Origin of the sequence: Amphibacillus indicireducens, assembly GCF_039539605.1 — a bacterium.
GTDB lineage: Bacteria > Bacillota > Bacilli > Bacillales > Amphibacillaceae > Amphibacillus > Amphibacillus indicireducens.
The window spans coordinates 1-20,936 of record NZ_BAABDL010000078.1 but is presented as its reverse complement, the minus strand read 5'-3'; the positions used below and the strand labels follow the sequence as shown (position 1 = coordinate 20,936).

Sequence of the window (20,936 nt, the reverse complement as noted above, 5' to 3'; positions counted from 1 at the left end):
TTCACATAAAGTTCATGAAAACAACACTGACCATTATCCTGATCAGTGTTGTTTAATTAAATGGAGAATATCGGGCTTGAACCGACGACCTCTTGCGTGCCACGCAAGCGCTCTCCCAACTGAGCTAATTCCCCTCGATTTGATCCTAAATCATTATAGCCGATATCACTTAAAATCTCAAGCCCTCTTTGTTCGTGGAATGCTAAAATTAATAAGTTAGATTGACAAATGGTCATCATTTTCGTTAAACTAAAATTAACTTTATCGAAAGGGTGAACTTTTAGCCGATGAAATTATAATCCTATTTTTCTAAGTCTGAACTAAATCTAAGTAAGACCAACTCATTCAAAAAATGAGTCTTGTTTGGTCTGCTTTCATTTAGTCAAACGAAAATAGGATGTGATCGACTATATCTATGCCCACTATTATAGCAGATATGCTATCGGTGCCTCCTATTTTCTTATTCAATTAAGTATAAGTAGGAGGCTTTTTTGTCTTCTAAAATGAGGTGAGAATATGACAATTGTGGAATTAAAACATGTTCAAAAGTTTATTAAAGGTGAATTGCTGTTTGAGTCTGAGCAACTAGCTGTTAAAAAACAGGCACGAATCGGATTAGTTGGCAAAAATGGCTCTGGTAAATCAACACTATTGAATTTAATCATCGGTAAACAAGAAACGGATCAGGGGCAAGTTAATCGTTATGGTTCAATTAAACTGTTACCACAGCTTAAAGAAACAGAGACAGCTGAAAGTGGCGGTGAAGTAACACAACGCTACATTAATCATGCATTAGCGGAAAAGTCCGACTTACTTTTAGCTGATGAACCGACAACAAATCTTGATCAACACCATATCGAGCAGCTGCTAAACCAATTTAATCATTGGCAAGGAGCACTGATCCTTGTTTCACACGACAGGTACTTCTTAGACCAATTGTGTGAGCAAATTTGGGAAATTGATCAACGAAGAATACATGTTTATCAAGGAAATTATAGTGATTATCACGAGCAAAAACAAGCACAAATTAAACAACAGGAAGAAGCATACCATCAATACATCGAAAAGAAGAAGCAATTAGAGCGAGCACTCGTTAAAAAGGAGCAAAAAGCTCAACGTGCGACAAAGAAACCCAAACAACTCAGTTCTTCTGAGGCACGGATTAAAGGCGCCAAACCATACTTTGCTAAAAAACAAAAAAAGCTCCATCAAAATAAAAAAGCACTTGAAACAAGAATAGAAAAATTGGAATCAGTTGAAAAGGTTTATCAGGAAGCGCCGATTAGGATGGAGCACCCGCAAGCAGAACAATTATCGGGACGAACGATTTTGAGAGTTGAAAACTTACCAGGCCAGATTGGTAGTCGAACTTTATGGAAGCCGACAAGCTTTCAAATCAAAGGTAATGACAAGGTGGCAATCATTGGAGATAACGGTACGGGCAAATCGACACTCGTCAAAAAAATCATCAATCAAGTTAATGGTGTTCAGCTTTCTCCCGCAATTAAAGTCGGTTACTTTGATCAAAAATTACAAGAACTAAAGTTAAATCAATCGATTTTGACCTATGTTAGTGATCATGCAATTCAATCAGAAACACTGATTCGAACATGCTTAGCCCGACTTAATTTTAGTGAAGATGATGTGACAAAGCCAATTCGGACGTTGAGTGGCGGAGAGCGCGTTAAAGTTGTCTTGGCAAAATTACTTGTTAGTGATGCGAATATGCTTATTCTGGATGAGCCAACAAACTTTTTAGATATCGAAGCAATTGAAGCACTCGAATCATTATTATTAAGTTATCCGAGTACAATTCTATTTGTCTCACATGATCAACGACTGATTGAACAAGTAGCGACCAAACTGATTGTGATTAGAGATCAAACAATTGAATTATTTCCTGGGACATATCATGAATACCTCAATCCACCAAAAGATGAGAGTAGTCACGAACAAAAATTACTCGTCCTAGAAACTCGTATTTCTGAAGTGTTGAGTAAATTAAGCATCGAACCAACAGAAGAACTTGAACAACAGTTTCAGGCATTGTTGAAGGAAAAACAACATATCGATGAATAATTATATTTTGGTGATTGACCTTAGATCAATCACCATTTTTTCTTGACAAAGTACAAAAGTTATTTTATCATTTAAGTAATTACTTAAATACTTAAGGGTGATTAGCTGATGAAAGATGTGTTTAAAGCTCTTGCAGATCCAACACGACGAAAAATTTTAACATTATTAAAAGATGGCGATCTAACCGCTGGTGAAATATCGAGTCATTTTGAGATGTCAAAATCAAGCATCTCACAACATTTAAACATTCTAAAACAGGCAGAGCTTGTTTATGATAATAAGCAGGGACAATTTATTTACTACACATTAAATCTCACTGTTTTTCAAGAGCTCGTCAGCTGGACGATTGATTTTATTGATAAAGGAGAGAAAGAACAATGAAAAAACACCTGATTCCAATCCTCATGATTCTTATTTCAATTAGTTTGTGGCTAATCTTTTATCCTCAATTACCAGATCAAGTTCCAATGCAATGGGGTGTTGACGGATCAGTCAATTGGTCTGCTTCAAAGTTTATCGCGCTATTTACCAACAATGGGATGTACGTTTTACTCTACTTGATCATCTTATTCAGTCCAAAAATTGATCCAAAGAAAAAGAATTACCAACAGTTTTCACGATCATATGAAATCATCACCTATTCCGTTATGGGACTGTTTTTGCTAATTAATTTAGTTACCCTATTCAAAAGTTTAGGCTATCCGTTACAGATTCACTTCTTTATCCCGATATTAGTTGGCTTATTATTAATAATCTTCGGCAATTATATGCAAACGATCAAACCAAATTGGCTATTTGGGATTCGAACACCATGGACATTAGACAATGAAGAAGTATGGCGTAAAACACACCGACTTGGCGCGAGAATTTTTATTATCTTAGGCTTTATCTTAATCACTACACCATTTATTTCAGACCAATATGTTTTACCAGTAACATTAATTAGTATTTTTGTTGGAGCACTCATACCTATTTTCTATTCTTATTACCTTTACCAAAAACTAAACAAATCTGGGAGGTGAAATTATGACTGATGTCGCACATTTACTTCAAATGTTGTCGCCATTACTTGTCTTACAATTCATTTTACTCGTTGTTGCATTGATTGCTTGGTTTAAAACCGAAGAAACGAAAGGACCAAAATGGGTTTGGTTACTGATTATACTTTTCGTCAGTATGATTGGACCGATTTTATTCTTTATCCTAGGAAGGAGAACGGATTAGATGGAGTTATTAATTGAAAATTTAACGAAAAAATATAACCAACACGTTGCTGTTAATGACCTTTCATTTCAGCTCAAGTCAGGAAATTGTATCGCCTTACTAGGAGCAAATGGTGCAGGGAAAACAACAACTTTAAGGATGTTAGCTGGTTTACTCACTCCAACTGCTGGAGTAATAAAGTTTGAAGGTTATCAAAATGGGATTGATATTCGTTCAAAAATCGGCTATTTACCGCAACATCCGGTCTTTCACGGCTGGATGACAGGGAATGAATTTTTAGTCTATGTTGGTCGCTTGGCTAACTTAACCAAGCTTGAAGCCCAACAACGTGCTGATGTTTTACTTGAGCAAGTCGGAATCAGTGATGCAAAAAACATCAGAATCAGTAAGTATTCTGGCGGAATGAGGCAACGTCTTGGAATTGCCCAAACGTTAATCCACAAGCCCTCTTTAATTATGCTCGATGAACCAGTTTCAGCACTTGATCCAATTGGGAGACGTGAAGTTTTAACATTACTGGAAGAATTAAAACAAGATACGACGATTTTATTTTCAACTCACATTTTAAATGATGCTGAAGAAATAAGTGATGGCTTACTATTAATGCATGAAGGTGCTCTAGTTGAACAAGGCAGTCTGACTGATCTTCGTGAAAAATATCAAAGCCAAAAAATTGAGCTCAGCTTCAAAACAGTAACTGAAGACATGTTGGAACAATTGAATCAGCTACCAGGAATCGATCAAGTGAATGCCGAACGGGGCGGATTCGTTTGTTTAATTAATGACGTTAATCAAGCTAGAGAAGCTATTTTAACGAAAGCATTAGCTATGGAGTGGGATTTAACGAACTTTACTGTCTCACGTGCAACCTTAGAAGATATGTTCATGGAGGTGGTTAACAAATGAGTCAATTTCTGACTGTATTCAAAAAAGAGTGCCTTGAATCATGGCGAAACTTTAGTTGGATTTGGGTACCAATCGTGTTTATTCTAATATCAATTATGGATCCAATCACTTATCATTTTTTACCAAAATTGATGGAAGCAGTTGATGAGATACCAGAAGGAATGATTTTTGAAATACCTGAAATTCCAGCCGCAGATGCTGTGATGATGGCATTGATACAAGTCAGTTCGATTGGGATTTTGATCGTCATTTTACTTACGATGGGCACGATTGCTGGTGAACGAAAAAGTGGCATTGCTGAACTAATTTTAGTGAAGCCTGTCAACCATATCACATATATTTTAGCAAAATGGTTTGCCAAGTTTGTGCTATTTTTTGTCGCATTTACGATTGGAATGTTACTCAATTGGTATTACGTTAATCTATTATTCGGTGACGTTGGACTAACTGAACTGATTTATCTGATTTTATTTTACTCATTATGGATCATGTTTGCGATCTCACTAACGATTTTTTTCAGTACCATTTTCAAAGGACCTGGACCTGTCGCAGGGATATCGATTGGTGTCCTCATCGGTATGTCCGTTGTCGGTGGCATTGTCAGTCGTTGGTTGCCATGGTTCCCGAATCAGTTAAGTACGTATATTAATGATTTACTTATTAGTGGAAAAATATCGACGGATCTATGGGGAACAGCCGGCGTAACAGTCGCCCTTTCAATTATTTTATTAACCGGATCGTTCTTAATATTTAAAAATAAAAAAGTATTATAAGCGACTAAAAAGCTATCATTTTGCGATGATAGCTTTTAGTCTGGCTATTTTTCACGATAGATTGGCATTGTGCAACAACGGAATGAACCACCTGATTTAATAATTTCATTAAATGGCACTTCGATCACTTCTAGTCCTGCTTCACGGAGCTTTTGATTTGTCCGCTTATTTTCAGGTAAACTAATCACTTTTCCAGGTGCAATTGATAAAACATTTGTCCCTAGAGTAAATTGTTCTTCCGAATCGACCTCAATCAACTGATAATGTTCATTTAGTCTTTGATAATCAGCCTCTAATATACCCTCACGATAAATCAAAGCTAAGTTTGGACCGACAAGATTAAACGTACAGTCTAAATGCAAAATCTCATTTTTCAAATCGATCGTTTCAATTTGGTAATTAGGTAAAAATTGTTGTAACGATTGGATCGCTATCTCAGTCGTTCGATCGCTGACACCAATCCAGATCCGCTCCTCATCAAGGATAACATCGCCCCCCTCAATTGAGTCGATCATAATCTCCATGTGGGCCATATTGTTTTCAACGAGGAACTTTTTTAAATAAACAGTTTCTCGTTCACGTAAATCTGTTGCCATTTGACTTACAATTACCTGCGTACCAATCGTCACACCAATATCTCGAGTAAATACTTGCTCATTCAATTCTGATCTAGGCTCAATCTCGATCACTTCAACCCCATGATCGCGCATCACTTTTTGAAAATAACGATGCTGTTCTAATGCCTTATCGATATCAATGTTCGAATCTTGATAATGTTTCTGTGTTTCATTAATCACCTCTTCAATTCGCATATGTGTTGGTGGCGTGACAATCACTTGCTTTAGCCGATCATACTCATTATGACAAACTATCTTGTGCGCTAATTTCATTATTTTCCCCCTGCTAGAAAACTCTTTTTGCCATTATAACAAACATTTTTTATTTGTCTGCTCGATAAAATCTAGTGTTTGCTTGTTATTGCATGAATATTCGAAAAACTTTTCTAATTATACAACCATGACAATGCGAGAGGGAATTTATGAATATATATTCATAAAAAATTATTTAATTTTTCATCAAAAAAGACACCGCTGAGCGATGCCTTTTTATAATTATCCCTTTTTCACAACAATTTCTTCTTCCACTAATTCAACGACAATCTCTGTCGCCTCTGACTCATCTAATAACAAATCAGTGATCCCGTCTTCGACTGTTTCTTGAATCACCCGACGCAACGGACGGGCGCCAAAGTCTGGATTGTAACCTTTTTTCGCTAAAAATTCTTTTGCCTCATCTGTAATGGAAAGCTGATAATCCTGTTCATTTAGATGTGCAATCAGTTCACCAAGCATCAGATCGACAATTTCTACGAGCGCATCTGTTGATAATGGCTTGAAATTAATAATGGAATCAAAACGGTTCAAGAATTCTGGTTTAAAGAAGTCCTTCAAGTTTTCTAATGTTGACACAGCTTCATTTTGATCCTTATTAAAGCCGACTTGGATTTCTTTAAAACTTGTTCCAGCATTACTCGTCATAATAATGACCGTATCCTTAAAGCTAACAGTTCGCCCATGTGAGTCAGTCAAATGACCATCCTCCATGATTTGCAAGAACATATGCTGGACATCAGGATGCGCCTTCTCAATTTCATCTAGTAAAACTAAACTATACGGGTTGCGGCGTACTTTTTCAGTTAATTGCCCCGCTTCTTCATGGCCTACATAGCCTGGTGGCGAGCCAATAATTTTCGATACAGAATGTCTTTCCATATACTCACTCATATCTAGACGAATTAGTGAGTCCCTTGTGCCAAATAACTCCTCTGCTAAAACTTTTGCTAATTCAGTTTTTCCAACACCTGTTGGTCCGACAAATAAAAATGACCCGATTGGACGAGCAGCTACTTTTAAACCAGCTCGGCTTCGACGAATTGCTTTAGCAACTTTATCGACAGCATGATCTTGCCCAATCACCTTAGTCGCTAATTGTTCAGCTAAATCACGCATTTTAGATTGCTCATCAGCTTGCATTTTCTGAACAGGAATACCCGTTTTTTCTTCAATGATTTGCTGAATATCTTGAATCGTTACTTCTGACGAAGGCGTATCCTCAACCTCTTTCAGCTGATTTTCAAGCTTTAGCTCCTCATGACGTAAATGAGCAGCTGTCTCATAGTCTTCAACCTCAGCAGCCTCAGCTTTTTTAACAGCAATTTCATCTAGGCGTGTTTCAATGACTGATTTATCTGATTCAGCATGTAAAAGATTTAACCTCGCACCAGCTTGGTCGATCAAATCAATCGCTTTATCTGGTAAGAAACGATCTTGAATATAGCGCTTTGATAATCGAACTGCTTGCTCAATCACTTCATCACTATAGCTAACATTGTGAAATTTTTCGTAGCGATCCTTAATCCCTTGTAAGATTTGAACCGCTTCATCCGTTGTCGGCTCATTAACAATGATCGGTTGCAAGCGACGCTCAAGTGCAGCATCTTTTTCAATTTGACGATATTCCTTCAATGTTGTTGCACCAATTAATTGTAATTCACCACGGGCAAGAGCAGGTTTCAAAATATTCCCCGCATCCATTTGTGAACCTTCGGCAGTCCCAGCACCAACTAAGAGGTGAATTTCATCAACAAATAAAATCACATCTTTTCGGTCTTTTAATTCTTGAATTAATTGATTCATTCGCTCCTCAAACTGACCACGAATCCCAGTATTCGCAACCAAAGAAGCAACATCTAACAAGTACAATTGTTTATTTTTTAACTTGTTCGGAACTTGTCCTTCAACAATTTTTAATGCCAAGCCTTCTGCAATTGCTGTTTTCCCGACACCTGGCTCACCAATTAAAACAGGGTTGTTTTTATTGCGTCGGTTCAGCGTTTCAATCACTTGTTTAACCTCAAGATTACGACCAATAACCGGATCAATCAAACCATTTTTGGCGGCATCTGTTACATTTCGGCCTAACTGATCTAATAGACCACCGCCACCTCTACCCGACTTTGTTTGAACCCGTTGACCTTGTCTCGGTTTTGCGCCAGATGAAAATTCATTGAAGCTGAAATCACCGTTATTGCCAAAGAAGTTCGAAGGGTTGATTGAGTCTTGTTTTATTTCATTGAAGCAAGATTGACAGACATGGAAATGTTCCATGTGTTGATTCATACGAAGGGTTAAGTTAACTGTTGCAGGCTCTGTTTGACACTTTTGACATTTCATCTGTATTTTCCTCCTTTGTTGTTTTGACCATTTTTGACCTTTGATAATTTTATTATACTTTGACCTTCTTTGACTTTCAAGTATTTTGCTCTATTTTTTTTAAAAAATCTTAATAATTTTTTAAGGACGACTCCTTTGATCCTGTGGTATGATAGACATAACAATAGGAGGCGATTTAGATGAAATGTAAAATCCAAATCCAACAGAAACAAGCCACTTTAACAGTCAAACGATTAATCCAGTTTCAAAATTGTCAATTAATCGAGGCCTATGGTCGTTCTGGACAAGCCTATTATTTAATTTTTCACAAAGAACGTTACATCAACACACTTAAAATAGTTGATTTGAATCCAAACTCGTTCATTGCAACAGCGATTAAACACGGTCTAATTGTCACCTCACCTCACCATGCGATCGATTCACTCATTCATGATCGAATATTTTCCTGTCTACCACTGAAAAAAATGATTCAAACCATGTCACAAAATATGAAACAACTCGAACAAATCATCATACTCGCTTACTTTGACCATGCCATCAGCCAAGAAAAAATCAGCAAGCTATTTATTGAATGTTTCCGTCAACACCGACGAGACGGTCAGCTTCAACTCGCCTTTCAAGCCATCTCAACATTAAAGAACTATCAACCTGACAATCAATTTGCACATGACATATTAGCAACACTAACATTCCAAGGTTATCAACTCGAACAAAAAGAGGTCTTTGCTTACACCCCCTTAGACATTGACACACTGGAATCCATTTTTTTATCAAATAATCGCGAACTCGAACGAGGCATCTTAGCAACAACTCAACTGTTAAATGGCTTTTCCGAACACTATTGGCAACTTTTTTTACCAACATTAATGCCATTCCCGGCTGAAATTCGTACCAAAACAATGCTTCAACTTTTGCGTCAACAACCAAATTTAATTGACAGCAAAGCTTTTTCAGATACTTTACTTAAAAATGCAGACTCAAAAAATTATCTCAAAACGGTTTTAGCTGAAAAATTTCCTCACCACGTTCAGGCTCAGCCATTTATCAAACATTTGGCTCAGGTTGATCAAGCAACTCACTTATTCATTTTTAATCAATACCAATTGAATTTTATCAAACGGATCGATCCATTCGCACTCGAAGAAAAAGAAAAAGCCACTCGAATGATCATTGAATCAGCATTCATAGACCATTCAATCGATCATATTCTTAATTGGTTAGCCAAATTTAATGATCGATTCTCATTTACTAAACAATTACAAATGATTAAACAACTCGAAGAAAACCCAGATCAACAAGAAAAGCTTGCTGATATTTATCAGAAATTTAATTACCTCGCTGGTGCAATCGACTGTCTGAAGTGGGAAATTGAATTACACCCAACTAATGAAACACTGTTTAAAAAATTAATCGATTTATTGAAAAAAACTGGCCAAGACGAAGAAGCCGATGCATACCAAGAACAACGCATCCACCAAATGAAATACTCAAACTAAATTCATTCTTTTTAAGATTAAAACTAACTAAAGAGTGGTATAGCTACTTTAATAGACAAAAGCAGGTGACGCAAAATGATTAAATCTAACCAAGACTATTCAGCACTAATCGATATTGGCTCAAACTCTATGCGACTCGTCATTTATGCAAAAGAAAAATCCGGACGCTTATATGAAGTCGAAAATGTTAAAGCAGTCTCCCGACTATCAAATTATTTAGACAAGCAACAAAACCTCTCACAAGAAGGTATCAATGTTTTACTAAGCACACTAACAAACTTTGCAGAAGTTTTAGCAATCTATCCCTATCAACAATTTGTCTGCATCGCCACAGCAACAGTTAGACAAGCACACAACCGTGATGATCTGATTAAAAAAGTTAAAGATCAATTCGATTGGGATATGGTCATTCTCTCTGAAAAAGAAGAAGCCTATTATGGCTATCTGGCTGTTGTCAATTCAACACCGATGACCGAAGCGATTACAGTCGACATGGGTGGTGGGAGTACCGAGGTGACTTATTTTAAAGACCGTGAACTCATTCATTCACACAGTTTCCCATTTGGAACACTAACATTAAAAGCACTTTATCAAGCTGATTTCTCAGAAAGTAAAAATGCACAAATCATCCATCAATATGTAAAAAAACAATTCCACTCACTGCCTTGGCTCATCGATCGCCACGTGCCTTTGATTGGTATTGGTGGGAGTGCACGTAATTTAGCTCAAATTGACCAAAATGAAAAAGCATACCCAATGGCAGGATTGCACCAATATCAAATGAACTTATACGATATTAATCGGATTCTTAATTATTTGGTTGCACTCCCGTTAAATAAACGAGAAAAAGTTGAAGGTTTATCGAAGGATCGAGCAGATATTATTATCCCTGCAGTCGAAACATTTAAAACATTATTTGAGACAGTGAAAGCCGATCGATTTATTTTAAGTCAGAAGGGATTACGTGATGGAATTAATTACAGCTGGCTCTTAGCAAATCATGATACAGCGTACTTCCCTAACGTACTTGAAGAAAGCCTCAACGAGCTGGTGATGCGTTATGACTTGAATATGAATCAGATTTCTCACGTTCATTATTTAACCCGACAGTTTTTTGATCGACTCGCTAAAAATCAGGTTCAAGGATTAACAAGCAAAGATTGGTTTTATCTGACACACGCAATCTATGTCTTTGATTTAGGACAATTTATTGATCCTGAATCAAGTGCACAGCATACATTTTATTTGCTTGCCAATCAAACAATTGATGGCCTGTTAAATCACGAAAAATTAAAAATTGCCTTGATCGCGTCATATAAAAATAGTGTGACTTTTAACCAATTTATTAAACCTTTTAAAGGCTGGCTCACAAAGCATGAACAGAAAAAATTCAGATTAATTGGGGCATTATTAAAGTTTACTTATGCGTTAGATGCAACGAAACGTCAAGTTATCAAAAAGATTGAGATAAAGGTGAAGAAAAAGGAAATTAAACTAAAGCTATATTATCAGAGAAATCCAAGTGCAGAATCCTATCAAGCAGAAAAACAAAAGAAACATTTAGAGCAAGTACTAAAAAGAAAAATAGTCCTTGAATTTATTGAGCTTGATCAATAAGTCAAATTGTCATCTTTAGGAGGGAGCCTATGGAACAGAGAACGATAGAAGCTTTATCATATGATAAGCCAAACTATTTCAATAATCGTGAAATTAGCTGGTTACGTTTTAACCAACGTGTTCTTGAGGAGTCAATCAATCCGAATAATCCAATTTTAGAACGTTTACGTTTCATTTCAATCTTTTCTTCTAATTTAGATGAATTTTTTATGGTTCGAGTGGCTGGGTTAAAAGATCAAATGCGTGCCAATTTTAATCAACCCGATAACAAAGCGGGTATGACAACGGTGGAGCAGTTAGCTGCAATCAGTCAATTAAATCATCAGTTAGTTGACTATCAACATGAGCTCTATCAACAACAAACTGACCATTTAAAAACTGAAGGGATTTACATAAAATCAATTGAACAGTTAACAGAAGTTCAAAAAAGTTGGTTGAAAAGCTATTTCTCTGAACACATCTTCCCAATTTTAACACCGATTGCGATTCATTTATATCAGCCTTTTCCATTGCTTGCGAATCGATCGTTAAACATCGCTGTTCGCTTAAATGCTTCAGCAGATGAACAAGATAAATTGACGATCGTTCAAGTACCTGAACTGATTACTCGAACAATACAAGTCGGTGACAGCAATGAATTTGTTTTTTTAGAGGATTTAATCATATATTATATCAGTCTACTTTTTCCAGATCAGGAAATTAAATCGACAACCGTATTTCGAATTACACGTAATGCAGATATGACCATTCATGAAGAGGATGCCCGTGATTTGTTAGTGGCGATTGAATCTGAGCTTCACAAAAGAGAATGGGGGGCTGTTGTTCGACTAGAAGTAGTAGAAGAGCACGCTGACCAAAATGTGATCGAGTTTTTAAAGAGGATCTTTGACATCCAAGAAGATGATATCTATTTACAATCCGTACCGCTTGACTTTACCTTTTTAGATCACTTTTATCATCAAATAAAAACAGGTTTTCCTGACTTAATCTATCAAGAAGTTCAACCGCAGTTAACAAGTGAAATCATTCATAACAAATCAATCTTGGATCAAATTCTAAAACATGACCTTTTACTTCATCATCCTTATCAGTCGTTCGAGACAACAATTAAGCTTCTGGCTGAGGCTGCCCGGGATCCTAACGTGTTAGCGATTAAACAAACACTGTATCGTGCGAGCAAACGTTCATCGATCATAAAAAGTTTAGAAAAAGCAGCTTTAGCCGGCAAGCAAGTGACTGTACTCGTTGAATTAAAAGCACGCTTCGATGAGAAAAATAATGTTCATTGGGCTAAGAAGCTTGAGCGAGCAGGCTGTCACGTGATCTACGGGATCAGCGGTTTAAAAACACATAGTAAAATCTGTTTAATTGTTCGCAAAGGAGAGGCAAAGATTGAGCGCTTTGTTCACTTATCAACTGGCAATTATAACGAACAAACAGCGACACTTTATACAGACTTATCGTTGATCTCTGCTCGTGAAGAATTAGTCCGCGATGCGACTCACTTCTTTAATTATTTAAGTGGTGCAACAAATTTACCACAATTAAATGCTTTATCAGTTGCTCCGGATTTGATGCTAAATGACTTTTTAGCACTAATTGACAATGAAATTGAACATCAAGAACAATTTGGCACGGGACGAATCATTGCAAAAATGAATGCCTTAACAGATAAATCAATCATTTTGAAACTATACCAAGCTTCACAAGCGGGTGTCAAAATCGACTTAATTGTTCGAGGGATCTGTTGCCTGAAGCCAGGAATCCCAGGTGTAAGCGAACAAATTCGTGTTCATAGTATTGTTGGACGATTTTTAGAACATAGCCGAGTTTATTATTTTTACAATAATGGTGCTGAAAAGTATTATCTTTCTTCCGCTGATTGGATGACGCGTAATTTGCAGAGACGGATTGAGCTATTGTTTCCGATTTTGCAAACAAACCACCAAACACGGATCAAGCAAATTTTAGAACTTTCTTTAAAGGATAACACAAATCGTCGCATTCAAGACAGTGATGGCTTATACGAATCGGTTAAACCCGAACAAAACAAACCAATGATTAATAGCCAAATCCTTTTCCAACAATTTGCCAACGAAAAAAATGATTAAACCAAAGAGCCTAATAAGACTTTTTCTTAGGCTTTTATTATTACTCAACTTTCGCAGTTATATTTTTATGTTGCTCTTAGATTGATTAAGGGCGGCATTGATTTTCGGTATAGTACTTGACTTAATTAATTACTTGGAGGACAAAACACGAATAATTTTGTTGGTGCTAGACCCGTGATTTCCACTCTGGGTGGACGCTTTCCTCGGACCCGAAGCCATCCCCGCGAAAAGCGAACCTGTTGCTTTTCGGAACGAATTAACGCTCAAACTAAGGATCTGTCATTAGATTTCCCGCGTGTACAAATAAAGTCAATATGGATAGTGAACAGCCCATCTTTCTTACCATACCAACGTTTACTTGCACATTTTGATCTGCGAAAGTTGAGTTATTACAAATCGATATTTTTGAGTGGATCATGCACCAAATCATTGATTACTAAGTCATCTAACGATTTAAACGTGTAGCCTTGAGCTTTAAGATCTTTGATTAAATGACTTAATGCCAAAGCATTGTCTTCATTAACAGTATGGAGCAAAATGATCGCACCTGGATGCATTTGATCGATCACTTGCTGATAAGCAGATTCCCAACCTTTTTTCTGATCACTATGCCAATCAACAAACGCAACCGACCAAAACATGTGAAGATAGCCGAATTCATTCGCCCATTCAATCGTTTGCTCATTAAAAACACCACGTGGGGGCCTTAAATATTGAAGACGCTCGACTCCTGTAATCGATTCAACTGCACGATCTAAATCAGTCAGTTCTTGCCGATATTTTTCTTTCGTTAATTCAGTAAAATCATGATGATGATACGAGTGATTCCCGATTATATGCCCATCCGCTACAATCCGCTGAACAATCTCCGGCGCACTTCTAACGTAATGTCCAGTTAGAAAGAAAGTCGCTGGGACATTCTCCTCTGCTAGAACATCCAAAATTCCTTTGGTATATCCCGCTTCATAGCCATTATCGAAAGTTAAATAAACATTTTTTTCTCCAGAATCATCTAAATAATAGCCACCATGTTGCTCTAATATTTTCCCATACTTTCCGACTTCAGGTGGTTGATTTGTATCCCCCTTCTTATAACCCCAACCATACGCATTCATTGTCGATGGAATCAGCAAACTACTAACAATTAATACAACAAAAATTTTAAATTGTAATTTCAAACAATTCACCTGCTTTTTTCGTTAGTTTGTCAAACTTAACACTAAAATATACGATCCAAAGCAAAATCTTCAGCCCTTTAGGACTTGAGTGCTGATATGTTATAATAAATGAAAATTCATATAGGGGGTACAAGATGGATTTCAGTTGGGAGCAAATTGGCGAACTTATTGTTGCCATTTTTGAAACGCGAATTGCCAAAGTGATAATTGGTGGACTGATTATTTTATTTATTATGCTTTTTCTTCAACGAGTCGTGCGTTCAATCTTCAGAAAAGGCCGCTTATTAGATGCAAATGAATCGAATACAATGATTTCATTAATTAATTCGATTATTAAATATGTTGCCCTAATTGGGTTTCTCTTCTACTTCTTAACCGTCTTCGGGATTCGAATCGGTAGCATGCTTGCTGGTGCAGGTGTACTCGGGATTGTGATTGGTTTCGGTGCCCAAAGTTTAATCCAAGACCTATTAGGTGGGCTCTTTATCGTTTATGAGAAACAATTAAAAACGGGTGATTATGTAATCATTAATGATCTTCACGCCGGAACTGTTGAAGCAATTGGCTTTCGAATTCTAAAAGTAAGAAAGTGGTCTGGTGCATTATTATCAATTAACAACGGTGAAGTTCAAACGATTGAAAATTTTAATGAAGGTCGAATGCGTGTGATTGAAAAAATTACGACAAGTTTTCAACAGGACCCACAGCAAACTGAACTTGTTTTAGAGCAGATTTGTTCTGCGCTTAATCGCGAGCTCGGAAATCAATTAATTAAAGATATCACCGGTGAGCCAGTCGAGCCGTTCAAGTATATTGGTATGGCATCAACGAATGAAGACTTTCGTGGCTTCAGTTATTATATTGTTGGACTTTGTGATGATGCGACTTACTGGCAAACTGCACGTGATACGAGGGGCATTATCGCTAAATACTTATACAACCATAACATTAAAATGCCTGAGCAACATGTTTTAACTAGAAATTTTGAAGAGAAATAATCAAAGTGCCTACTTCGATTGATCACCCAAAGTAGGCACTTTTTTAATTTGTTTTTATCAATTAAATTTCAGTTTAAAGTCTTCGAGGGTGTCTTCTGGGAAAACAGATATTCTCGGAATTTCCAACATGTGCTCAGCTTGGGAGGCTTTTTTATATTCAACTGTGAAGGCTAATTGAAATCCAATATCCTCTAACACTTGGCGTTGCTCCTCTTGATAGACACCATACGGATAGGCAAAGGCTAGATTACGACCACCTAATTTATCAATGCTCCTTTTCAAATCTGCTTCAACCTCTACGATCGGCTTTAATGTTAAATAGGCCTCTCCCGCTTCATTGCGTTGATGTAGCTGATCGGTATGACTTTGATATTCAAAAACATCACTGCCAAGAGCGAGATCTGCTTCACTTAAATACAGTGGATCCCCACTTGCTACCGCATCCGTAATGATGTATATGAGAGAATATAACGGACTAGAACCAAGCAATTTCACATATTAGAATTGAGTAATGACACAGCTTTTTGTGATTTCATTCACAAAAAAAGAACTCGAATTAGATTCTAAGTTCTTTCTTAATCGATGCATTTGCACATAGGTTGCCTTAACTTGTATTTCGGGCCAGCAGCGTTGCATAAACTTTTCTTTCCTATGTCAAGTCTTATCGTTGTCGTTTGAGATAACTGATATTGATCGATCCATACAACCGCTTCGGGAAAATATTTCGCTTACCGCGGGCGTGCCTCGGGCGCACAGGATGTGGGTCAGTTAGACGTTGCCACACGACGTGGCGACCTTAGTCTAACATTCCCCCAAGTGGATCTTCGGCTTACGCTATTCCCGCTGGTGTCTTCATATTTTCCCTACGCTAATGTCTATTTTCCTACAAGAAAAAAGGTCTCTTAGCAATACATCATATGAAAGATACTATTTAGCAGATGAGAGATGTGTAGACTCCCACGGGAAAAGCAAGAGCTTGAGATCCACTTTGACAAGTGGGCTTTGCTTGGCAAAGTTAGCTCAAGCCTTGGGACTGGGACTGGGACTGCGATTACTCGTCCCATCGAAGTAATTTGCGGTTACTCGTCCCACCGAAGTGATTTGCGATTACTCGTCCCACCAGCTGCGAGTGTGATCCTCTTACCTAGAACTAATCACATAACTTGATTTTATCTTAACTTTTTTATGCAACACCACTGATTTCGAGCGATTTTTTTATGTTTATTTACGAACGGTTGAACTTTTTACTTTCATGGGTGTTCCACGGTAAATTAGACAAAGTTAATTAAAAATTCAACTTCTGTTATTTCAAATGAAAAGCTAAGTGGTTTTGAATTGGTAACCAAGTCGTTAATTGCTCTTCGACAATGTTTTTGATCTTTAATTCTTGTTTTCTACCTGTCATCGTTAAATAGACTTCACCATACGTAATTGTTCCTGTTTCTTTAACAGCTGCAGCATATGCCTCTAGTCGATCAGCACCAGATTCATTTCTGATTGCGAGTTGCTTGTTCGTATTCGCACCAAAATGTGCTTCAAAATCAATCGGCCACTGGATTCGTTCTCTTGCATTAGCTAAAATCATATTTTGAACTTGATCACTATCGGTCACTTTATTTTGGATTCCTCCACTAATTAAACGATTCTCTTCTTGGACATATATCGGTTTACTTGAGCCGACAAAATTGTCATTGATCTTTTGATATGCCCAATTGACAGACGACTCTGTTGATTGATAAGAGAGGGGCCAACGACCTAAATAGACTTCACTAGAATAGCCAAAAGCAAAGATCGACCGATTGACTTCAGTTGCATTTAATTGTTCGATTAAATTTGGATTTGTAATCGTTAAGTCTACATTATCCAACCATTTTTTCGTTAACTCTGTTGCTTCGACTTCAACTAGATCTCGACTTGTTTGTTTAGCTGTATTTTCAGTTTCAATTGATTGAACATGTGATGGAATCGATTCTGGTAGCATTGTCGCCAGATCAACTTCAGCTGTCACTTCCGCACTCAAACAAAAAAAGAAGACTAAAGCTAGTATATACCTCATGATTTTAACTCCTTTAAATAAACTTTTTTGTTAGTTTGCTTCACAGTAACTTTTTTATGTAAAATAAAGTTGCTTAATTTTGAGCTAATTTTCTGAATAGACTTTCTTTTTTTTACACTTCAGTATCGATTGTCTTTTTTAAGAAAAAGATATACAGTAAGATAGGGATTATTGATTAGATGTATGGAGGTTGAACAAATTGTTTTCAGCTCGTTCGAGGTTTTGGGTGTTAGTTAGTTTTGTTATGATGTCAGGTTTTTCCCAAGGGATGTTATTACCCTTGTTAGCCATTATTTTAGAACAAAATGGTGTCTCTTCTTCAGTAAACGGTCTTCATGCGACTGGGTTATATATCGGTGTTTTAATTGCCTCTCCTTTCATGGAAAAGCCCTTGCAAAAATTTGGCTATAAACCAATCATCCTAACTGGTGGGCTCATAATGTTTATCGCTTTATCGCTCTTTCCAGTTTATCACTCGATCATTTTTTGGTTTGTCCTTCGATTGCTAATCGGGATTGGTGACCAAATGGTTAACTTTGCGTCACAAACTTGGATCACGTCAACAACTCCTACCAATAGACGAGGACGGACAATTGCTTTATACGGGCTGTTTTTTAGTCTAGGATTTGCGTTTGGCCCACTGATGTCACGCTTCCTTGAAATTCATGAAAGTCTTCCGTTCATCATTGCAGCAAGCCTCTGCTTACTTGTTTGGATACTCGTTTGGTTTATTCGAAATGAGTTCGTTGCAGACAGTGATGAAATCGATAAGGTTCAAACGACTTCAACCGTTCAGCGGTTTGTAACGACAACAAAACTTGCATGGATCGCACTACTTGGTCCATTAGCATATGGAATCTTAGAAGCACTTTTACATGGTATTTTCCCAATTTACGGTCTGAGAATTGGACATGATGTCGATATGATCTCTTTGATCATTCCGTTTTTCTCATTATCAACATTATTCACCCAAGTTCCACTCGGTGCATTAGGTGATCGAATTGGCCGACAAAAATTATTAGCAATTGTAACCGCAATTGGTGCAGTTATTTTCCTAATAGGTGCGCAATTTGAACAATCTGCGATCGTGTTAATCGGTACATTTGCATTCTCGGGCATGTTACTCGGTTCATTATTTTCAATGGGTGTGTCGTATATGGCTGACATCGTGCCACGACAACTACTTCCAGCAGGGAATATTATGTGTGGTATCTCATTTAGTCTTGGGAGTATTGCTGGTCCTAACTTAGGTGGTTTGTTTATTGACATTTTCCCCAATCTGTCATTTTTCTACATGATCGTTATGATCCTAGCTGTCTTATCAAGCTTATTTTTCTTAAAAAGAAAACCGATGCTAAATTCATAAAAAACTGGAGTATGACACGATTAGAGTGCGTTTTTTTAAAAAGTCAAGCAACTCTATCTAGTCGATACTCCAGTTTTTTTTAATTAACAAATCGATTGAAATACCCTTCAAATCGATCTTGAATAAAAGCAATTAAAGAACATAATGGCCAATAAATTAAAGCAACGAGCAAATACATCGTCATCGTATCATACGACCTTCCAGCCGCAATTTGTGTTTTTTGAAATAACTCTGGCACAGTAATAACTGCGGCTAGAGATGTTGCTTTAACAAGATCCAGAAACACATTCGTCAATGGTGGAATCGCAATCCGTATTGCCTGAGGTAAAACGATCCCCATCAGCGTACTTCGATAACCTAGCCCCAATGAATACGAGGCTTCCCATTGGCCATGATCAACACTGCTTAATGCAGAGCGATTCACCTCAGCAATGTAAGCCGCACTGTTGAGTCCAAAACCAATTATCGCTGATTGAAAAGCAGTGAACTCCAAACCGACAGCCGGTAAACCAAAATAAATCAAAAAGAGAAAGACGAGCATCGGTGTCCCACGCATAAATGAAATATATACCCGTGCTGGCCAACGCAAAAGTTTCTTCTCCGATCGTCGCGCTAAAGAGATGAACAAGCCTAATATCATTCCAATACCCATGCTAATAAAGGACACATAAATCGTCATTGGTAAGCCTGATAAAATCAATGGTAAATTTTCAATTGCTAGCTGGGTATCAAAAAAAGCTAATGTCATCTCGTAAACGCTCCTTTAAATTTCTATCTAGATTATAAGTCTAACCCTTCAACAACTTCAATCTCTTGATCTTTTTGGATCGATGCATCTTCTTGATAAAATTCAATGGCAATTTCAGTTAATGTCCCATCTTCGCGCATTTCCGCTAGTGCACCATTAATCGCTTCTGTTAGTTGATCTTCACCTTTTTTAATGACAACTGCTTGTTCACTTGGGTGAAAAGCGATATCTGGATGAACCGTTAAATCAAAGTCAGGGAATGCTGCTACACCAAACGTTGTTAAGTAATAATCATTGACAACAACATCGGTACGACCTGTTGAAACATCACGTAAGTATGCTTCATTGTTGGCATTTCCATAAGTGACGACTTCCGCTCCGTAATGCTCAGCTATTTGGCTATAGATCGTTGTTGCTCCACCACCAGCTTTTTTCCCTGCTAAGTCTTCTAATGACTCAATCCCTGAGTGATCACTTTCTCTAACCGCCATTACTGAATGTGAATATTTATATGGATTTGAAAAATTAAACTGTTCCTTACGTACTTCTGTTGCTTCAATATCATTCATCGCTAGATCAACTCTGCCACTATCTATCGCAGGCAGCATACTGTCAATCCCCATAATTTCAAAATTAATCTCCAAACCAAGACGATTGGCGATTTCCTTCGCTACCTCCACGTCGTATCCCGTTAGTTCATCATTCTCATCATAATATGATGCGGCAATCAACGTTCCAGAAGTCGCAACTGTAATTTCACCAGCTTCTTTAATTTCTCCCCAAAGACCTTCATCGACTGCTTCAGTTTCTTCAGCTACTTCTGGATCAGACGACGTATCATCCGCCGCTTGATCAGCATCTGACTGATCTCCCCCACAAGCAGCTAAAAATAAGGCAACTGCTAACAACATAATTAAAGTAAACTTTTTCTTAAACATTTTAATTCCCCCTTAAATTTGAGTTATTCTATCTGGTTTATACAATATCAATTCTTTAAATTGAAAGCAAGGAAAATGCTTAACTGTATTATAAAAAAATCAATTTTCTGTTATATAACAAAGCTTGATGTAATTAATTTTTAGAACAAAGTCGCTATCGCGACTAAATCACGTCCCAAGTAAACAATATTTACTTGGGATTTTATCTCGCTT

General features: G+C 37.2%; 18 protein-coding genes and 1 tRNA gene. 11 read left to right on the top strand and 8 right to left on the bottom strand.

What is annotated here, in order from left to right; genetic code table 11:
- Positions 1 to 61 precede the first annotated feature (61 nt).
- Positions 62 to 134 (bottom strand) — tRNA-Ala (locus ABD814_RS07570).
- A gap of 382 nt (positions 135 to 516) precedes the next feature.
- On the opposite strand from ABD814_RS07570, the gene abc-f reads away from it, so the two are divergent.
- The 6 genes from abc-f to ABD814_RS07540 all read left to right on the top strand — a co-directional run bounded on the left by abc-f (position 517) and on the right by ABD814_RS07540 (position 4,982).
- Positions 517 to 2,079: a ribosomal protection-like ABC-F family protein gene (gene abc-f, locus ABD814_RS07565; protein ID WP_344911867.1), complete on the top strand. Its 1,563-nt coding sequence runs from the start codon at positions 517 to 519 to the stop codon at positions 2,077 to 2,079.
- 108 nt (positions 2,080 to 2,187) lie between these two features.
- Positions 2,188 to 2,460 carry an autorepressor SdpR family transcription factor gene (locus ABD814_RS07560; RefSeq protein ID WP_344911865.1) on the top strand — a complete coding sequence of 91 codons (273 nt, stop codon included), beginning with the start codon at positions 2,188 to 2,190 and terminating at the stop codon, positions 2,458 to 2,460.
- Entirely contained in the window at positions 2,457 to 3,101 is a 645-nt protein-coding gene (locus tag ABD814_RS07555; RefSeq protein WP_344911863.1) for an SdpI family protein, read from the top strand. Before ABD814_RS07560 ends, ABD814_RS07555 begins: the two co-directional genes overlap by 4 nt.
- Positions 3,102 to 3,105: 4 nt before the next feature.
- The gene (locus ABD814_RS07550) at positions 3,106 to 3,303 is read left to right on the top strand and encodes a PLD nuclease N-terminal domain-containing protein (RefSeq protein WP_344911861.1); all 198 of its coding nucleotides are present in this window, start codon (positions 3,106 to 3,108) and stop codon (positions 3,301 to 3,303) included.
- Positions 3,304 to 4,209 carry an ABC transporter ATP-binding protein gene (locus ABD814_RS07545; protein ID WP_344911859.1) on the top strand — a complete coding sequence of 302 codons (906 nt, stop codon included), beginning with the start codon at positions 3,304 to 3,306 and terminating at the stop codon, positions 4,207 to 4,209. It begins immediately after the preceding gene.
- Positions 4,206 to 4,982 carry an ABC transporter permease gene (locus ABD814_RS07540; protein WP_344911857.1) on the top strand — a complete coding sequence of 259 codons (777 nt, stop codon included), beginning with the start codon at positions 4,206 to 4,208 and terminating at the stop codon, positions 4,980 to 4,982. Before ABD814_RS07545 ends, ABD814_RS07540 begins: the two co-directional genes overlap by 4 nt.
- Positions 4,983 to 5,026: 44 nt before the next feature.
- Here ABD814_RS07540 and ABD814_RS07535 read toward each other — a convergent pair whose 3' ends face one another.
- Together ABD814_RS07535 and ABD814_RS07530 are read right to left on the bottom strand one after the other, a co-directional pair.
- Complete coding sequence (locus ABD814_RS07535) at positions 5,027 to 5,872, bottom strand: dimethylarginine dimethylaminohydrolase family protein (RefSeq protein WP_344911855.1); 846 nt, start codon at positions 5,870 to 5,872, stop codon at positions 5,027 to 5,029.
- 222 nt (positions 5,873 to 6,094) lie between these two features.
- Positions 6,095 to 8,215, bottom strand: a complete 2,121-nt coding sequence (locus ABD814_RS07530) for an ATP-dependent Clp protease ATP-binding subunit (protein WP_344911853.1) — start codon at positions 8,213 to 8,215, stop codon at positions 6,095 to 6,097.
- A gap of 179 nt (positions 8,216 to 8,394) precedes the next feature.
- Between ABD814_RS07530 and ABD814_RS07525 the strand changes: the two genes are divergently transcribed.
- The 3 genes from ABD814_RS07525 to ABD814_RS07515 all read left to right on the top strand — a co-directional run bounded on the left by ABD814_RS07525 (position 8,395) and on the right by ABD814_RS07515 (position 13,439).
- Positions 8,395 to 9,711 (top strand): hypothetical protein, encoded by a 1,317-nt coding sequence (locus ABD814_RS07525; RefSeq protein ID WP_344911851.1) that lies wholly within the window; start codon positions 8,395 to 8,397, stop codon positions 9,709 to 9,711.
- Positions 9,712 to 9,786: 75 nt separating this feature from the next.
- Positions 9,787 to 11,328 carry a Ppx/GppA phosphatase family protein gene (locus ABD814_RS07520; RefSeq protein WP_344911849.1) on the top strand — a complete coding sequence of 514 codons (1,542 nt, stop codon included), beginning with the start codon at positions 9,787 to 9,789 and terminating at the stop codon, positions 11,326 to 11,328.
- A gap of 29 nt (positions 11,329 to 11,357) precedes the next feature.
- Positions 11,358 to 13,439, top strand: a complete 2,082-nt coding sequence (locus ABD814_RS07515) for an RNA degradosome polyphosphate kinase (RefSeq protein ID WP_344911847.1) — start codon at positions 11,358 to 11,360, stop codon at positions 13,437 to 13,439.
- A gap of 389 nt (positions 13,440 to 13,828) precedes the next feature.
- On the opposite strand, the gene pdaA is transcribed toward ABD814_RS07515, so the two are convergent.
- Positions 13,829 to 14,617 (bottom strand): delta-lactam-biosynthetic de-N-acetylase, encoded by a 789-nt coding sequence (gene pdaA, locus ABD814_RS07510; protein WP_425549067.1) that lies wholly within the window; start codon positions 14,615 to 14,617, stop codon positions 13,829 to 13,831.
- Positions 14,618 to 14,751: 134 nt separating this feature from the next.
- Here pdaA and ABD814_RS07505 point away from each other — a divergent pair, with 134 nt between their 5' ends.
- Positions 14,752 to 15,615, top strand: coding sequence for a mechanosensitive ion channel family protein (locus ABD814_RS07505; protein ID WP_344911843.1), 864 nt, complete (start codon positions 14,752 to 14,754; stop codon positions 15,613 to 15,615).
- Positions 15,616 to 15,672: 57 nt separating this feature from the next.
- On the opposite strand, the gene ABD814_RS07500 is transcribed toward ABD814_RS07505, so the two are convergent.
- Positions 15,673 to 16,104, bottom strand: coding sequence for a polysaccharide deacetylase family protein (locus ABD814_RS07500; protein WP_344911841.1), 432 nt, complete (start codon positions 16,102 to 16,104; stop codon positions 15,673 to 15,675).
- 814 nt (positions 16,105 to 16,918) lie between these two features.
- Positions 16,919 to 17,671, bottom strand: a complete 753-nt coding sequence (locus ABD814_RS07495) for a YfkD family protein (protein WP_344911839.1) — start codon at positions 17,669 to 17,671, stop codon at positions 16,919 to 16,921.
- Between the two features lie 199 nt (positions 17,672 to 17,870).
- Here ABD814_RS07495 and ABD814_RS07490 point away from each other — a divergent pair, with 199 nt between their 5' ends.
- Positions 17,871 to 19,037: an MFS transporter gene (locus tag ABD814_RS07490; protein ID WP_344911837.1), complete on the top strand. Its 1,167-nt coding sequence runs from the start codon at positions 17,871 to 17,873 to the stop codon at positions 19,035 to 19,037.
- Between the two features lie 79 nt (positions 19,038 to 19,116).
- Here ABD814_RS07490 and ABD814_RS07485 read toward each other — a convergent pair whose 3' ends face one another.
- Together ABD814_RS07485 and ABD814_RS07480 are read right to left on the bottom strand one after the other, a co-directional pair.
- On the bottom strand, positions 19,117 to 19,785 hold the full coding sequence (locus ABD814_RS07485) for an amino acid ABC transporter permease (RefSeq protein WP_344911835.1): 669 nt from the start codon (positions 19,783 to 19,785) through the stop codon (positions 19,117 to 19,119).
- A gap of 32 nt (positions 19,786 to 19,817) precedes the next feature.
- Positions 19,818 to 20,723, bottom strand: a complete 906-nt coding sequence (locus ABD814_RS07480) for a transporter substrate-binding domain-containing protein (protein WP_344911833.1) — start codon at positions 20,721 to 20,723, stop codon at positions 19,818 to 19,820.
- Between the last annotated feature and the right edge of the window lie 213 nt (positions 20,724 to 20,936).

Excerpts from the sequence above, each read along its gene's own strand:
- abc-f (WP_344911867.1), top strand. The coding sequence starts at position 517 with ATGACAATTGTGGAATTAAAACATGTTCAAAAGTTTATTAAAGGTGAA.
- ABD814_RS07560 (WP_344911865.1), top strand. The coding sequence starts at position 2,188 with ATGAAAGATGTGTTTAAAGCTCTTGCAGATCCAACACGACGAAAAATT.
- ABD814_RS07555 (WP_344911863.1), top strand. The coding sequence starts at position 2,457 with ATGAAAAAACACCTGATTCCAATCCTCATGATTCTTATTTCAATTAGT.
- ABD814_RS07550 (WP_344911861.1), top strand. The coding sequence starts at position 3,106 with ATGACTGATGTCGCACATTTACTTCAAATGTTGTCGCCATTACTTGTC.
- ABD814_RS07545 (WP_344911859.1), top strand. The coding sequence starts at position 3,304 with ATGGAGTTATTAATTGAAAATTTAACGAAAAAATATAACCAACACGTT.
- ABD814_RS07540 (WP_344911857.1), top strand. The coding sequence starts at position 4,206 with ATGAGTCAATTTCTGACTGTATTCAAAAAAGAGTGCCTTGAATCATGG.
- ABD814_RS07535 (WP_344911855.1), bottom strand. The coding sequence starts at position 5,872 with ATGAAATTAGCGCACAAGATAGTTTGTCATAATGAGTATGATCGGCTA.
- ABD814_RS07530 (WP_344911853.1), bottom strand. The coding sequence starts at position 8,215 with ATGAAATGTCAAAAGTGTCAAACAGAGCCTGCAACAGTTAACTTAACC.
- ABD814_RS07525 (WP_344911851.1), top strand. The coding sequence starts at position 8,395 with ATGAAATGTAAAATCCAAATCCAACAGAAACAAGCCACTTTAACAGTC.
- ABD814_RS07520 (WP_344911849.1), top strand. The coding sequence starts at position 9,787 with ATGATTAAATCTAACCAAGACTATTCAGCACTAATCGATATTGGCTCA.
- ABD814_RS07515 (WP_344911847.1), top strand. The coding sequence starts at position 11,358 with ATGGAACAGAGAACGATAGAAGCTTTATCATATGATAAGCCAAACTAT.
- ABD814_RS07505 (WP_344911843.1), top strand. The coding sequence starts at position 14,752 with ATGGATTTCAGTTGGGAGCAAATTGGCGAACTTATTGTTGCCATTTTT.
- ABD814_RS07495 (WP_344911839.1), bottom strand. The coding sequence starts at position 17,671 with ATGAGGTATATACTAGCTTTAGTCTTCTTTTTTTGTTTGAGTGCGGAA.
- ABD814_RS07485 (WP_344911835.1), bottom strand. The coding sequence starts at position 19,785 with ATGACATTAGCTTTTTTTGATACCCAGCTAGCAATTGAAAATTTACCA.
- ABD814_RS07480 (WP_344911833.1), bottom strand. The coding sequence starts at position 20,723 with ATGTTTAAGAAAAAGTTTACTTTAATTATGTTGTTAGCAGTTGCCTTA.